Source organism: Acrocarpospora pleiomorpha, assembly GCF_009687885.1.
Taxonomy (GTDB): domain Bacteria; phylum Actinomycetota; class Actinomycetes; order Streptosporangiales; family Streptosporangiaceae; genus Acrocarpospora; species Acrocarpospora pleiomorpha.
On the sequence record NZ_BLAF01000009.1, the window covers coordinates 128,333 to 142,779 of the forward strand.

Below are 14,447 nucleotides of genomic sequence, written 5' to 3' on the forward strand. Positions count from 1 at the left end.
GTAGGTGGGGGGGTCGGGGCGGTGGAGCCAGGCGCGGTAGCCGATGTTGAGGGATTCGGTGTAGTCGAGGGTGCCCGCGGTGGGGGTGGTCGTGGTGATGGGTGAATCGTTCCAGGTGGTGGGGAGGCGGCCGCCGGGTTCTGTGGCGCCGAGCAGGATGTCGGCGAGGCCGTGGCCGGCCTGCTGGCCGGGGAACCAGGTCAGTAGGAGGGCGGGGATCTGGGTGTGCCAGGGCATGGCGATCGGGCCGCCGGAGTTGACGATCACGATGGTGCGCGGGTTGGCGGCGGCGACGGTGGTGACCAGGTCGTTCTGGCGGCCGGGGAGGGCGAGGGAGGTGCGGTCGCGGCCCTCGCTTTCGATCTCTTCGGTGGTGCCGATGACGACGATGGCGACGTCGCAGGTCCTGGCCAGGTCGGCGGCGGCGGCGAGTTCGCGGTCGTCGTCGAGGCGGGGTGGGTCGGCGGCGAGCACGGTGGCGCGGCCGGTGTCGGGGGCGAGTTGCCGCCTGGCGACGAGTTCGACGGGGGTTTGCGCGGTGAGGGCGAGGTGCGTGGTGCGGTAGGGCGGGTGCAGGTGCACGGTCGCGGGGTCGTCGGTGTCGCGCGGGATCTCCTCGTCGAGGAGCGTACGGCCGTCGGCTTCCAGGGTGACGCGTCCCCACCCGGCGACAGCTAGCCGCCAATCTCCGGATATAGCCGGATTTAGCAGGGTGCGGACTTCGACGGTCGCGGCGGATTCGACCACGGTTGGTTCCAGGAGGCGGCCGGTCAGGCGGTGTTCGGCGTGGATCTCCACTCCGTGGGCGTCCAGGATCCGGACCAGCAGGCCGGGTTCGCCGGTGCGGGGATTGCGGGCGTTCGCGGTTTCCAGGGGCGTGGGGAGATCGGTTGTCGACACCCCAGGGGCGTACGCGACTTCGGCGGTTCCGCACAGAGCATCGCGAATGCCATCCAGCGGCGAGACGACGGAATCCGGATATACCCCGGCGCTTCCCCCGCCCTGGATCCGGATGGCCGCCGCGTTCGGCCCGATCACTGCCACTCTCCGCAGGTTCGCGGGGTCGAGCGGCAGCAGGGCGCCCTCGTTCCGCAACAAGACACATCCCGCGGCAACAGCCTGGCGCAATAACGCGGCATCCGGGTCACTCGTTCGGGGATGGCTCCCTGGGCCTCGCGGCGCGAGGGCACGGTGCTCCCCATCGGCCGGATTGTCAGGCGTGTCATTTCCGCCGGGATCCAGCGCTCCCACGCGCTCGGCCAGGCGCAGGATGCGGCGGACCTTGTCGTCGATGGCGGACTCGGGAACCTCACCGGATCGTACGGCGGCCAGGAGAGCGTCACCCCAGTACGCGTTCGGACCGGGCATGGCGAGATCCTGCGCGGCCTGGGCGGAGGCCAGAGTGGAGCGCACTCCGCCCCAGTCGGAGATGACGATCCCGTCGAATCCCCAGCGCTCCTTCAACGGATCCGCGAGTAGGGGACTTTCTGACATTGTCGTCCCATTTACCGCGTTATAGCCGGACATGATGACCCAGGCTCCGGCGTTGACCGCCTCCTCGAAAGGGGCCAGGTAGAGCTCGTGCAGAGCCTGTTCGTCCACGCGGACGTCGACTGTCATCCGGTCGGTCTCGGAGTCGTTTGCGGTGAAGTGTTTCGCGGTGGCCGCCACCCCGCCGGACTGCACCCCCCGGATGTAGGCCGCGCCGATCCGCCCGGTCAGCAGCGGATCCTCCGAGAAACACTCGAAATGGCGGCCACCCAGCGCTGATCGGTGCAGGTTGAGCGTGGGCGCCAGCAGGATGTGCACGCCCTTGCGGCGGGCTTCGGCCGCGAGCAGCGCACCGAGCCGCTCGACCAGGTCCTCGTCCCAGGTCGCGGCAAGCGCGGTGGGCGAAGGAAGGGTCGGCGAGGTGTTCCGCTCATCCCAGCCCTCCCCCCGCACCCCCACCGGGCCATCGGAGCTGAGCATGGCGCGCAGGCCGATGGCGGGCTCGGCGTGGGTGCGCCACACCGTCGCGCCGGCGAGCAGCCGGACCTTCTGCGCCAGGTCCAGTTTCTCCACCAGGTGGTCGAGCTCGTCGTCGATCACGCCAGGTCCTCTCGTCGAGTACGGAGAGCGCTCTCCATTAGGCCCTAGGGTCAGGGCCCGCTCCGATCCCTGTCAATGGCCAAGCTCAGAACCCTTAACCCGCGATAAACCCCGAAAAATCATGTGTCGGGAAAGTGAGCGGAACATTTCGGATTGGGACGATTCGCCCCGTGAGCCCCCTTGACAACCCTTGTCCGGCAGCGCCAATCTCTCGGTATGGAGAGCGCTCTCCCCAACGTTCCCGGTCCCGGCCGGCACCCCCCGTTCCGAGGAGAGCCCGTGCACCCGTCACCCAGCTCAGGCCGTCTGCGATTAGGCCTGGTCACCGCCATGATCGCCGCACTAGTCGCGGCCGGCCTGGCGCTCATCACCCCGGCCCTGGCCGCCGACACCCTGCTGTCCCAGGGCAAGCCCGCGACGGCCTCCTCCTCCGAGGGCGCCGCCTACACCGCGTCCGCCGCCGTCGACGGCGACCTGACCGGCACCCGCTGGGCCAGCTCCTTCAGCGACCCGCAGTGGCTCCAGGTCGACCTGGGCGCCACGGCCACAGTGTCCCAGGTCGTCCTGACCTGGGAAGCCGCGTACGCCTCCGCGTTCAAGATCCAAACATCCCCGAACGCAACAACCTGGACAGACATCTACTCAACCACCACCGGCACCGGCGGCACACAAACTCTGAATATTTCCGGCAGCGGTCGCTATATCCGCATGTACGGCACCGCCCGCGGCACCGGCTACGGCTACTCCCTCTGGGAATTCCAGGTGTACGGCACGACCGGCACCCCCTCCCCAACCCCCACCTGCGACCCCTTCAACGTCGCCCAGGGCAAACCCGCCACCGCCTCCTCGCTCGAGAACGCGGGAACCCCCGCCTCCGCCGCCGTCGACGGCAACCCCACCACCCGCTGGTCCAGCGCCTACAGCGACCCGCAGTGGCTCCAGATCGACCTCGGCACGACCCACCAGATCTGCAGGGTCGTCCTGACCTGGGAAGGCGCCTACGCCACCGCCTTCAAAATCCAGACCTCCCCGAACGCAACAACCTGGACAGACATCTACACGACCACCACCGGCACCGGCAGCACACAAACCCTGAATATTTCCGGCAGCGGTCGCTATATCCGTATGCACGGCACCGCCCGCAACACCGGCTGGGGCTACTCCCTCTACGAATTCGCCGTCCACGCGGGAAGCACCACAAGCCCGAGCCCGAGCCCAAGCCCGTCCCCATCCCCGTCCCCCGACCCCGGCAACTGGATCGAAGCCTGGCGAGACGACTTCACCGGCCCCGCCGGAACCTCCCCCAGCGCCACCAACTGGCTCCTCCGCACCGGCACCCAATACCCCGGCGGCGCCGCCAACTGGGGCACCGGCGAAGTAGAAACGATGTCCGCCTCCACCGCCAACGTCTCCCTAGACGGCACCGGCACCCTCGCCATCAAGGCCCTCAAGGACGGCGCCGGCGCCTGGACCTCCGGCCGCGTCGAAACCCAGCGCACCGACTTCGCCCCCCAGCCCGGCGAGATGCTCCGCTTCTCCGCCCGCCTAAAGCAGCCCGACGTCGCCAACCCCCTCGGCTACTGGCCCGGCTTCCGCGCCACCGGCGCCGCCTACCGCGGCAACTACAACAACTGGCCCACCGTCGGCGAGACCGACATCATGACCAACGTCAACGGCCGCGGCCAGCTCGCCAACACCCTCCACTGCGGCACTGCCCCCGACGGCGCCTGCAACGAGTACAACGGCCGCACCAGCGGTTTCGCCACCTGCGACGGCTGCCAGACCGGCTACCACGAGTACACGCAGATCATCGACAGGACCAAGCAGGACGAGGAGATCCGCTTCTACCTGGACGGCCGCCAGACCTGGGTGGTCCGCGAGAGCCAGGTCGGCGTGACCGCCTGGCAGGCCGCCGTGCACCACGGCTTCTACCTCCGCCTCGACCTGGCCATCGGCGGCTCCCTCCCGAACGCGCTCGCGGGCACGACCACGCCCACCGCGGACACCACCTCCGGCGGCACGCTCAACGTCGACTGGGTTTCGGTCGCCCGCCAGTCCGGGACCACCCCAACCCCGATGACCGACCCCGCCACTCCGGCCGGGCCGAGCGTCGTCCGCGTCACCGGCACGCAGGGCAACTGGCAGCTGACCGTCAACGGCGTGCCGCAGGAGATCAAGGGCCTCACCTACGGCCCGCCGCAGGCCGCCGCCGACGGCTACATGCGCGACCTCAAGGCGATGGGCGTCAACACGATCCGCACCTGGGGCGTGGACGACACCCAGACGCCGGTCCTGCTCGACCGGGCCGCCCAGCAGGGCATCAAGGTGATCGTCGGGCACTGGCTCAACCAGGGCGCCGACTACGTCAACGACACCGCGTACAAGACGAGCGTGAAGAACGAGATCGTCGCGCGGGTCAACGCGCTGAAGAACCGGCAGGGCGTGCTGATGTGGGATGTCGGCAACGAGGTCATCCTCACCATGCAGGACCATGGTCTCCCGGCTGACGTGGTGGAGGCCCGGCGGGTGGCGTACGCGAAGTTCGTCAACGAGGTCGCCGACGCCATCCACGCCGCCGACCCGAACCACCCGGTCACCTCGACCGACGCCTACACCCACGCCTGGACGTACTACAAGGCGCACTCCCCGTCGCTGGACCTGCTCGCGGTGAACTCCTACGGCGCGATCGGCACCGTACGCACCGACTGGATCAGCGGCGGCTACACCAAGCCTTACATCGTCACCGAGGCCGGCCCTGACGGCGAGTGGGAGGTTCCCAACGACGTCAACGGTGTCCCGACCGAGCCGACCGACCTGCAGAAACGTGCCATGTACACGGCCAGTTGGAACGCCATCCACGGCCACACCGGAGTCGCGCTGGGCGCCACCGAGTTCCACTACGGGCTGGAGAACGATTTCGGCGGCGTCTGGCTGAACACGTTCACCGGCGGCTGGCGGCGGCACGGCTACCACGCGCTGAAGCAGGCGTACACGGGCGTGGCCTCCGCCAACACCCCACCCGAGATCACCTCGATGACGGTGAGCACCCCCACCGCAGTCCCGGCGGGACAGACGTTCACCGTCGAGGCCCCCTCCACCGACCCCAACGGCGACCTGATCAGATACAACCTGATGTACAGCAACAAGCACATCAACGGCAACCGCGGCTTCGACCACGTGCGCTTCACCCAGACCGCGCCCGGCCGCTTCACGGTGACCGCGCCGCAGCAGATGGGCGTCTGGAAGGTGTACGTCTACGCGTACGACGGCCACGGCAACGTCGGCATCGAGCAGAAGTCGTTCCGGGTCGTGCCGCCGGTGGTCCCGGGCACCAACGTGGCGATCGGCAAGCCGACCACCGCGTCCACGTCCCAGGCGACCGGCGACGGCGGCCCGTTCACCCCGAACCGGGCCACCGACGGCAGCTTCACCTCACGGTGGGCCAGCGAATGGGCCGACCCGCAGTGGATCCAGGTGGACCTCGGCGCGACCACCGCGATCAGGCACGTGCAACTCGGCTGGGAATCCGCGTACGGCAAGGTGTACCAGATCCAGACCTCGCCCAACGGCACGACCTGGACCAACGTCTTCACCACCACCACGGGTGACGGCGGCTTCGACGGCATCGACCTGAACGTGTCGGCCAGATACGTCCGGGTGAACATGACCCAGCGCGGCACGCCCTACGGCTACTCGCTCTGGGAGTTCGGCATCTACAGCTAACCCTTGGGCGGCCGTCGCGCGCTGGCGCGACGGCCGCCTTCGGGTCACGATTGCACGACTGCGCGAACCATGGGCGATATTTCGTGATCTCACTGGCATGAGGAGATCGCTGGTCGTGGTCGTCCTGGTGGTGGCCGGGGTTGTGCCGCGGGCTTCGTCCGGTGCGGTGGCGCCGCGCTGGCCGTACGCGGAGAGTCTGTGCGTGGAGCGGCCCCGCACGGCCGCGCCCGCCGGGTTCGGGGAGGCGCGGACCTTCGGCGGCGACGAGCACACCAACATCACCGGCGTCGGCTTCGAGCGACGCGGCGACCAGACCGTGGCGGTCAGCACCGGCCAGGACGGCACCCTGCGCGCCTGGGCGCTGCCAGGCTTGACGCCGGTCGGCACACCGCAGCGCGGCGGCAAGATCGTCCGCGAGGCGGAGGATACGCGGACCCTCAATGGCCGGATGGTCCGTGTCGTGGCCTCGGACGAGCTGAAGGTCGTGGACGTCGCCACCGGCCGTCAGGCTGCGCCCGTGGTCTACCTCGGGGAGGACAACGGCGTCCGCGCGATGGTCCTGTTCACCCTCGGCGGGCGGCTCACCGCCGCGGTGAACGACAACGGCGGCGACGAGAACGAGCCAGGCCCCGACCGCGTCACCCTCTGGGACCTCGCCTCGGGCCGCAAGGCGGGCAGGATCGACGGCGACTTCTCGACCGTGCGCAAGGCCACGATCAACGGCAGGACGGTGCTGCTCACCGTCAACCTGGGCACCGACCGCTACGACCTCGGCACCGCCTACCCGCCGCGCGGCACGATCTCCCTCTGGGACCCGGCGACGCGGAAGGAAATCGCCCGGCTGCCCGGCAACCCCCCGCCCGTCCCCGCGGACCAGTACACACGATTGGTCTACGACCAGGTCCACCTGGCCGTCGGCGACCTGGACGGCCGTCCGGTCGCGCTCTCTGGGGGAGGCGACAACGCCCTCCGCCTCTGGGACCTCACCACCGCGACACAACTCGCCGCCACGACCCCGATCGGCCACATCGACGAGATCGTTTCGTTCACCGTCGCCGAACGCGACGGCCGCGGAATCCTCGTCTCGGGCAGCGCCGACGGCACGCTCATGGTGTGGGACCTGACCACCCTCCAACGCCTCGAAGTCCTCCACGATCGCCCGCTAACGCTGAAATATCCGCTCTTCACTGACATTCCGGGAATGGAGCCATTAATCACCACTTGGGATAGCGGCTTGCGTTACTGGGAACTCGACCCCGGAGGCAAACTCGAACCGGTCCTCGCGGGCCTCGGCGTGGGCCCGATCCTCTCGTTCCACGGCCGCCCCGCTCACCTCGGCGAGGAATCCGGCCGGGGACGCCTACGCGACCTGGCCACCCGCACCCCCATCGGCGCACCCATCCCGATCACCGGCGAGCAGCCCGTCACCCGCGCCATCGTCACCCGCCTGGCCGACCAGGACGTCGTGATCGACGTCAGAAACCGCATCAGAATCTGGGACCTCTACACCGGCCGCCGCCTCGGCACCATCCCCGACGTCCGCTCACCCGGCCACCGCGAGGCCCGCCCCGCCGTCGCCCAGGCCCGCTGCACCACCCTGGTCCTCAGCGCCGCCGGCCCCATCGTCCGCATCTGGGACCTGCGCACCGGCCGCGAACTCCCCCCACTAACCGGCCACACCGGAACAATCTCCCACATCAGAACCGGCCTCATCGGCGACCGCCCAATCGCGGTCACCACCTCCGAAGACGGCACCGCCCGAGCCTGGAACCTAACCGACACCACCCCAATCGGCCCACCCCTCACCGTCGGCCGCCGCTACGGCATCATCGAACTCACCCACCTGAACGGCCGCACCTTGCTGATCAGAGCCGGCCGCGACGAGAGGATCCGGATGTGGGACCTGGGCGGCCGGTGAGGAGGCGCGATCTCCGGGTTGTGATTCTTATCTTGGAGGTGAACGTTCCCACCACCACCATCATGCCGGGGTGGCGGAATGGCTTGACTGGTTATTCGCGTTCGTGGCGATAATGCCTAGCCCCGTATTCCACGCTTTTCGTGATTCGCTGGACCTGCCCGGGCGGGTGGATGAGCCCGGGCTCCAAGGTCAGTTGATACATGGTATACCGGCCTAGTCGGCGTGAAGCTGGATCCGGTTGTGACGTCGTGGAGGTACGGGTTGCGGGTCGCACGGAATTGCCTGGTCGGACTGCTGGCAGTGGTCGCGGCGACTGGATGTTCGTCTGGCCTGTCCCTGCAAGAAGCCGGTGCCCAACTGGCTGCGGACGGTAAGGCCGTCATGGCGTGGGATGACTGGGTGGACGAGTCGATCAACATCACGAATACGGCCGCCAGTGACGTTCCCTGCGGCGACGGCAAGGTCAAGCGCGTCTTTACCGCCGTTGGCCAATTGCCGACGCTCAACCCTGACCCGGACAACAAGCTCGATGGAGCGACAAGAGATATCGGATACAGTTTCGCCGAACGAGGATACGAGAGAGACGTCAGCGGTCCCAGCCAAGCAGACGTCCTCCCCACGCGCACCATTGTCTGGGTCAAAGAGGCAGCCGGACTACGGTTCTCATTCACCGTTTCACTGCCGTCGGACACCAGGATCGCCGCGCAGATCAACGGCGAGACCAGGTGTGAGTAGCCAGCAGGTCGAGTCGCTGTGAGGCGTGAGGCTATGACTTCTTCTCGTACGTTTTGGCTGTCGCCACGGACTCAGGGCTGGTCTCTCCGCGAACCCCCGTTGTGAGCTTCTTGTCGAAGGTCGAGCCTTCCCCGTCCTTGTCCGTCGAATCCGACCAATCGTAGAACGCCTGTAGTTTCGTGACGTCGTTGAGAACCTCGTTCAGCGGAAGTGGCTTGCCGCTTCTCATCAGAGTGGTCGGCCACGGCGGATGGGCTGGATATTCTCCCTCCCACAATTTGGTGGCGACGTCGTAGCGCTGCGCGAGAATCCATTTGTCGCGCGCACCGTCAAGCTTGGCCACACGATCCGCCGGGTCCCCTTCCTTCAAGGTGTCCAGCAGCTTGCTTGTGCCGAACATGGACATCTGCCAGGCCAGCCAGGCCACTCCCTGCTCCGGACCAGGTACCGCGCCCAGCCCGGCTGACACGGTGTCGGTCATGATGCCGCGGATCTTCTCGTCGAACGCGTCCATGTCACCGCGCACCTTCAGCGCCGCCGCGTACTCCATGCCGATCAGGTCGCCGATCCCCCCGGCCGTCACTCCGAAGTAGCCGGAATCTTTGGGCGGATTTCCCCGCGCTCCTTCGCCGTCCAGACGGGCGGCTCGAACCAGGAGGTCATGGCGTAGTTCTCCCATGGCCTTGTCGAAGGTGTCGGTGTTGTTCTCATCGGCGGCGAAGGACTTCAGGAAGCCGTAGGTGTGCTGAGGACTCAGATAGAAGCTCGGAGTCAGTCCGGGCATCGTCGAGAAATCGGGGGGTGCGGTCATGCCCGAGGTGCGAAAATTGCCGTCATCGACGCGGGCGCCGGCGAACATTTCGTGTCGGTAGGAGGCGGCCAGTTCGGCCATGGAGTCCTGGGCGGCGGTCGGGATGTTCTGGCCGAAGGACGCGGTGGTGGTGATGGTGTCGAAGGCGAAGGCTGCCGCGTCGGCGCTGTGGGCGCCCGGCTGCTCGTGGTGGACGCCCGATCCGGTCGCCAGCGCCCGGCCGAGCACGTCCGCTATGTCGCCCTCATGACGCTGGGCGTACTCGAACAGCCGGCTCATCCGCTCCGGGCGGCCCGTCTCGGTGAACGCCGACCGGACCGCGACCGGGTCGTCGGCGATCACCTGCAACGCCAGGGCGACCGAGTCGCCCGGTAATCCGTAGGCGCGATATTCGTCCAGCCCGCCGCCGTACCAGTCTTGGCCGGGGTCGGCCGCGAAGCGGTCCAGCACCAGCCGTGCGGTCTGCGCCAGCACATCCGAAGGCGCGCCCGAGCCCTTCAGCAGCGCCAGCCGCTGCCAGGCCGCGTCCTCATTCGTCGGAGTCGCCAGCTCACGCTTGTACTCGGCCATCCCCGGCGGCGGTTTGGTGGCACGCAACGCCGCGCCGAACACCGTCGAGAACGCCGCCAGATCCGCACGCGCGGTCGAGCTGCCGGTCTCCATCAGCAGGTTCGGCAACGCCTGTCGTACCGGCCCGGGCAGCGCGGCCACGAATGCGGCTGAGGCGTCCTGGTCACCGGCGAGCTGTTTGAGTTCACCGATGTGCTGATGCACCAGTTCACCCTTGAACTTCGCGGTGAAGTCCTTGTTGGAGAGGATGCCGGTGCTGAACATGGCGGCCAGGTCCCGGCCTTTGGCGTGGGCCTCGGCCAAGGTCATCGTGACGTCGGGGATCTGCACGAACGCGGTCCCGCCCACCCGCTCGGCGGCTATCGCCAGTTCGTGGCGGCGGCGCATCAACGGCAGCTGGTCCCGCGTCCACGCGCTGATCCGCTCCAGCTCCGTCAACGCCGACGTGTCGACCCCCAGCTGCACGAACTCCCCCCGGAACCGCTGCACGAACGCCTCCAACGCCTCCGCGTCCGCCTCCATCGAATTGATCATCGCGAGCATCCGGTCAGGGTCGACCCCACGGAACTCGGAACTGTAGGGCGTCATCACAACCGCCCACTTCGCTGCCGCCGATACGCGTCCGCCGTGGCTTCCGGCACCCTGACGGGCTGCCCGGCCAGGGCGTCGTCGATCGCCCGCTCCACCCGGTCCGATGCCCGCCGGAGCTGGGTCCGCCGCAGGCCGAGGTCGTCACGCCACCGCCGGGCCTCCGGCCCGAGCCACACCATCCCGCCGCCCATGTGCTTGTCGGCTTTCGCCAGTGTCTGCTCGATCACGTGCAATTCAGTGCGAATTCGGCGCTGTAAGTCCAGCAACGCCGTGTGCATCGGATTCGCCGTCTCAGCCATCCGGGCCCTCGCTCCCGTACGGATACCGATCCAAGCCGAAGGTCCCATACTCCACCCCAGCGTAGAAAGACCGTTTGGTTATCGGCCCTTCCGCTCGCCGAAGTTATGGGTTTAGGCGGTCAGGGAGGGCGCGTGTTCGCGGGCGTGCCGTACCAGGGTGAGCAGAATCTCCTTCACCGATTCGCGGTCGCGGACGTCGGAAAGCACCACCGGGACGTGTTCCGGCAGTGCGAGCGCTTTGCGCACCGCCTGAGGCGAATGCCGCCGCGCACCGTCGAAGCAGTTCACCGTCACTACGAATGGGATGTTCCGTTGTTCGAAGTAGTCCACCGCCGGGAACGCCTCGCCGAGGCGGCGGGTGTCGGCGATCACCACCGCGCCCAGGGCGCCGATGGACAGTTCATCCCACATGAACCAGAACCGGTCCTGCCCCGGCGTGCCGAACAGGTAGATCCACAGGCCCTCGCGCAGTGTGATCCGGCCGAAGTCGAGCGCGACCGTGGTGGTGAGCTTCATCTCCACGCCGGTCGTGTCGTCCACCGCCGCGCTGCGGTCGCTGAGCAGCTCCTCGGTGTGCAGCGGCTGGATCTCGCTCACCGCCGATACCATCGTGGTCTTGCCCACGCCGAAGCCGCCCGCGACCAGGATCTTGATCGCCAAGGTCTCAGAGCGCGCGTAGTCCATTGAGCACTTCCTGATAGATCCGCTCGTTCATGGCGGCGGCGGAGGCCGCCGGGCGATCGATCGACACCAGGCCCTCCCGCCGCAGGTCGCTCAGCAGCACCCGGGTGATGTTGAGCGGCAGGCGCAGGCGCACGCCGATATCGGCCACCGTCGTCGGCCGGACGCACATCCGGAGCACCGTGATGTGCTCCGGCGACAACCCCACCAGCTCGTACGGCATGCCGAGCGTCGTCACCACCGCGACGACGTCGAACGCCTCCCCGATCGGCCGGGCCCTCCCACCGGTCACCGCGTACATGCGGACCAGCGGCCCCGGGTCTTCCTCAGCGCCCATGAACCTGCCCGCTCGCGGCCCGCGGTCGCGTGCTCAGATGCTCCCCGACCCGTTTCACCAGCATGGTCAGTTCGTAGGTGACCACCCCGAGATCGGCGTCCGCGCCGGTCATGACGGCCAGCCTGGCGCCGTCCCCGGCCGCGGTGACGAACAGGAACGCCGAGTCCAGCTCGATGATCGTCTGCCGGACGCCGCCGACTCCGAACCGCCGCCCCGCCCCTTGGGCCAGGCTGTGGCTGCCGGCCGCGATCGCCGCCAGATGTTCGGTGTCCTCGCGGTTCAGGCTTTGGGAGCCGCCCATCGCCAGCCCGTCCGCGGAGAGCACGATCGCGTGCAGGACACCGGGTGTGCGCCGGATCAGGTCGTCGAGCAGCCAGTCCAGCTCCTTCGCGAGTTCAGCCATCGGTGCTGTCCTTTCGTGTGCCGTACAGCGTTTCTCTGCGCCCGCGTTCCCAGCCGCGCTGCATGGCCGTCATCAGACCGGCCCGCTGCTCCGCCGTGGACGCGTCGATGTCTGCTTGGTTGCTCGGACGTTCCGGCTCGGCGCCCCGCAACTGGGCGGCGAGATGTGTTTGCGGCACCCGCTGCGGCAACCCCTCCATGTCGTCGTCTTCGCTCACGACGAGCGAAGGAACGGGTGGGGTGCGTGCCGGGGGTGGTGGGGGTGGCTGGTGCCGTACCGGGCGGGTAGGCCGCTCGTCGGCGGCGGCCAGCATGCTCGGCGGGATCATCACGATCGCCGTCACCCCGTCGTACGGGGACGGGCGGAGGACCACCTTCACCCCGTGCCGGGCGGCCAGCCGGGCCACCACGAACAGGCCCAGCCGCTCGCTGTCGGCCAGGTCGAACTCGGGCGGTTCGGCCAGCCGACGGTTGAGCGCCTCCAGCTTGCCCGGCTCGAGCCCGAGGCCGCGGTCCTCGATCTCGATGGCGTAGCCGTTGGCGGCGGTCTCGCCGCGGACGAACACCCGGGTGCCCGGCGGTGAGAACACGGTGGCGTTCTCGATCAGCTCGGCCACCAGGTGCATCAGGTCGGTGACGGCGGTGCCGACCACGGTCGGCGCGTGCCGCATCTCGTGCACGGTGACCCGGGTGTAGTCCTCCACCTCGGTCACCGAGCCGCGAACCAGGTCGAAGATCGGCACCGGCTCCCGCCAGCGGCGGCTCGGCGCCGAACCGGACAGGATGATCAGGTTCTCGGCGTGCCGGCGCATGCGGGTGGACAGGTGGTCGAGCCGGAACAGATCCTCCAGCGTCTCGGGCTCCTCCTCCCGATGCTCCATCACCTCCAGCAGGCTGAGCTGGCGGTGCAGCAGCGACTGGCTGCGCCGCGCCAGGTTGAGGAAGACCTGCCCGACGCTGCGGCGCAGCTCCGCCTGCCCGACCGAGGCCCGCACGGCCTCGCTGAGCACCGAGTTGAACGCCTCGGAGACCTGCCTGACCTCGGCCGTCCGCCCCTCCGCCAGTTTCGGGGTCTCCTCGGCCGGGTCCACGCTGTCGCCGTCGCGCAGCCGCCGCACCAGATCGGGCAGCCGGGTCCTGGCGATGGCGACGGCCGACTCCTGCAGGGCGCTCAGCTCGAGGACCAGGCGGCGGCCGAACCGGACCGAGACCAGGATCGACAGCACGACCGCGATCAGGCCGAGGCCGCTGATCAGCGCGGTCCTGGTGAACACGGCGGTGATCCGGGACTCGGCGTCGTCGCGGGCGCGCTCCGTCGCGACCTCGGTGACCCGCTCGATGGCGGCGCTCACCTCGTCGGCGTCGCGAAGCCACTGCTCCAGCTCGTACGGCAGTTCGCCCAGCGTCGGCACGAATGCGACGATACGGTTCTCGCCCGCCACCACCCCGCTGTACACGGGCAGCGCGAAGATCCGCTCCAGCTCCACCCGCAACGCCGGGCTCAGGTCGCTGTGACCGTTGCGGAGCAGGAACCTCCGGCTGCTGACCAGCTCGCTGAAGGCCGTGTGGGTGGACGGCCCGAGATCCTTCTTGACCACCGCGTCGGCGATCAGGCTCTGCTCGCGGGCCAGCAGGTCCACCGCCAGTTCGAGCGAGCCCAGCGAGCGGATCTGCGAATACTGTTCCAGCGACATGCCGTCGTTGCGGGCCAGGCCGGCCATGAAGCCGTAGACCTCGTCCACCAGGTCGCTGTAGACGCTCATTGCGGTCAGGCCGGTGCTGGTGCCGGTGTCGATCGACCGCCGGGTCGCCGACAGCCCGTCCAGCTGGGCGATCAGTTCCATGGTCTGCTCGGGCAGGGTCTGCGGGTCCTGCTCGGCGGTGGCCGCCCTAAACACGTCCCGGGCATTGTCGGTGGCACTGCGCTGCCTGGTCAGCTCGCCGCGCGCGTCGCGGTCGTCGTGGAGCGCGACAACGCTGAGCCTGCGTTCTTCGCGGAGGTTGTTGTTGAGGTCCTCCACGGGACCCAGATAGGAGCTGTAACGTGCCGCGATCCCCTGCAGTGTGGTCGCTTCGCCGATGGCCGTGACCGCCGTGTAGGCCCAGATCGCCGTCAGCGACAGCAGCGGGACCACGAGTAGGGAGAACGCCTTGGATCGGATGGTGTCACGTTTTAAACCCATGGCTCTCGTCTCGCTCGGGTGATGGCGCCAGCATGCAGCGCCCCCGAACGCACGGCAGCGCTGATTATGCGCCGCCACAATCAGAGCAACATAGTTCTCCTCCGGC

The 14,447-nt window shown here is 68.5% G+C and carries 10 protein-coding genes; 3 read left to right on the top strand and 7 right to left on the bottom strand.

Going from position 1 to position 14,447, the window contains the following annotated elements:
* Positions 1 to 2,091, bottom strand: a 2,091-nt coding sequence (locus tag Aple_RS08930) for a glycoside hydrolase family 3 protein (RefSeq protein WP_155344144.1), incomplete at its 3' end; no start/stop codon positions are given.
* A 279-nt stretch (positions 2,092 to 2,370) separates the two neighbouring features.
* Between Aple_RS08930 and Aple_RS55490 the strand changes: the two genes are divergently transcribed.
* The 3 genes from Aple_RS55490 (at position 2,371) to Aple_RS08945 (ending at position 8,467) form a co-directional block, all read left to right on the top strand.
* Positions 2,371 to 5,814, top strand: coding sequence for a discoidin domain-containing protein (locus tag Aple_RS55490; RefSeq protein ID WP_281361536.1), 3,444 nt, complete (start codon positions 2,371 to 2,373; stop codon positions 5,812 to 5,814).
* Positions 5,815 to 5,911: 97 nt separating this feature from the next.
* Entirely contained in the window at positions 5,912 to 7,732 is a 1,821-nt protein-coding gene (locus Aple_RS08940) for a WD40 repeat domain-containing protein (RefSeq protein ID WP_155344028.1), read from the top strand.
* Between the two features lie 222 nt (positions 7,733 to 7,954).
* Entirely contained in the window at positions 7,955 to 8,467 is a 513-nt protein-coding gene (locus Aple_RS08945; protein ID WP_155344029.1) for a hypothetical protein, read from the top strand.
* A 31-nt stretch (positions 8,468 to 8,498) separates the two neighbouring features.
* Here the strand turns inward: Aple_RS08945 and Aple_RS08950 are convergent, their stop codons facing one another.
* From Aple_RS08950 to Aple_RS08975, 6 genes are all read right to left on the bottom strand, one after another.
* On the bottom strand, positions 8,499 to 10,436 hold the full coding sequence (locus Aple_RS08950; protein ID WP_155344030.1) for a hypothetical protein: 1,938 nt from the start codon (positions 10,434 to 10,436) through the stop codon (positions 8,499 to 8,501).
* Positions 10,436 to 10,738, bottom strand: a complete 303-nt coding sequence (locus tag Aple_RS08955; RefSeq protein ID WP_155344031.1) for a hypothetical protein — start codon at positions 10,736 to 10,738, stop codon at positions 10,436 to 10,438. The genes Aple_RS08950 and Aple_RS08955 overlap by 1 nt, the downstream gene beginning before the upstream one ends.
* 111 nt (positions 10,739 to 10,849) lie before the next feature.
* A complete protein-coding gene (locus Aple_RS08960; RefSeq protein ID WP_155344032.1) occupies positions 10,850 to 11,422 on the bottom strand; it encodes a GTP-binding protein in 573 nt (190 codons plus the stop codon).
* Positions 11,403 to 11,756, bottom strand: coding sequence for a DUF742 domain-containing protein (locus Aple_RS08965; RefSeq protein WP_155344033.1), 354 nt, complete (start codon positions 11,754 to 11,756; stop codon positions 11,403 to 11,405). The genes Aple_RS08960 and Aple_RS08965 overlap by 20 nt, the downstream gene beginning before the upstream one ends.
* A complete protein-coding gene (locus tag Aple_RS08970) occupies positions 11,746 to 12,159 on the bottom strand; it encodes a roadblock/LC7 domain-containing protein (RefSeq protein WP_155344034.1) in 414 nt (137 codons plus the stop codon). Before Aple_RS08970 ends, Aple_RS08965 begins: the two co-directional genes overlap by 11 nt.
* Complete coding sequence (locus Aple_RS08975) at positions 12,152 to 14,341, bottom strand: sensor histidine kinase (protein ID WP_155344035.1); 2,190 nt, start codon at positions 14,339 to 14,341, stop codon at positions 12,152 to 12,154. Before Aple_RS08975 ends, Aple_RS08970 begins: the two co-directional genes overlap by 8 nt.
* Positions 14,342 to 14,447 lie beyond the last annotated feature (106 nt).

Excerpts from the sequence above, each read along its gene's own strand:
- Aple_RS08960 (WP_155344032.1), bottom strand. The coding sequence starts at position 11,422 with ATGGACTACGCGCGCTCTGAGACCTTGGCGATCAAGATCCTGGTCGCG.
- Aple_RS08965 (WP_155344033.1), bottom strand. The coding sequence starts at position 11,756 with ATGGGCGCTGAGGAAGACCCGGGGCCGCTGGTCCGCATGTACGCGGTG.
- Aple_RS08955 (WP_155344031.1), bottom strand. The coding sequence starts at position 10,738 with ATGGCTGAGACGGCGAATCCGATGCACACGGCGTTGCTGGACTTACAG.
- Aple_RS08975 (WP_155344035.1), bottom strand. The coding sequence starts at position 14,341 with ATGGGTTTAAAACGTGACACCATCCGATCCAAGGCGTTCTCCCTACTC.
- Aple_RS08970 (WP_155344034.1), bottom strand. The coding sequence starts at position 12,159 with ATGGCTGAACTCGCGAAGGAGCTGGACTGGCTGCTCGACGACCTGATC.
- Aple_RS08940 (WP_155344028.1), top strand. The coding sequence starts at position 5,912 with ATGAGGAGATCGCTGGTCGTGGTCGTCCTGGTGGTGGCCGGGGTTGTG.
- Aple_RS08950 (WP_155344030.1), bottom strand. The coding sequence starts at position 10,436 with ATGACGCCCTACAGTTCCGAGTTCCGTGGGGTCGACCCTGACCGGATG.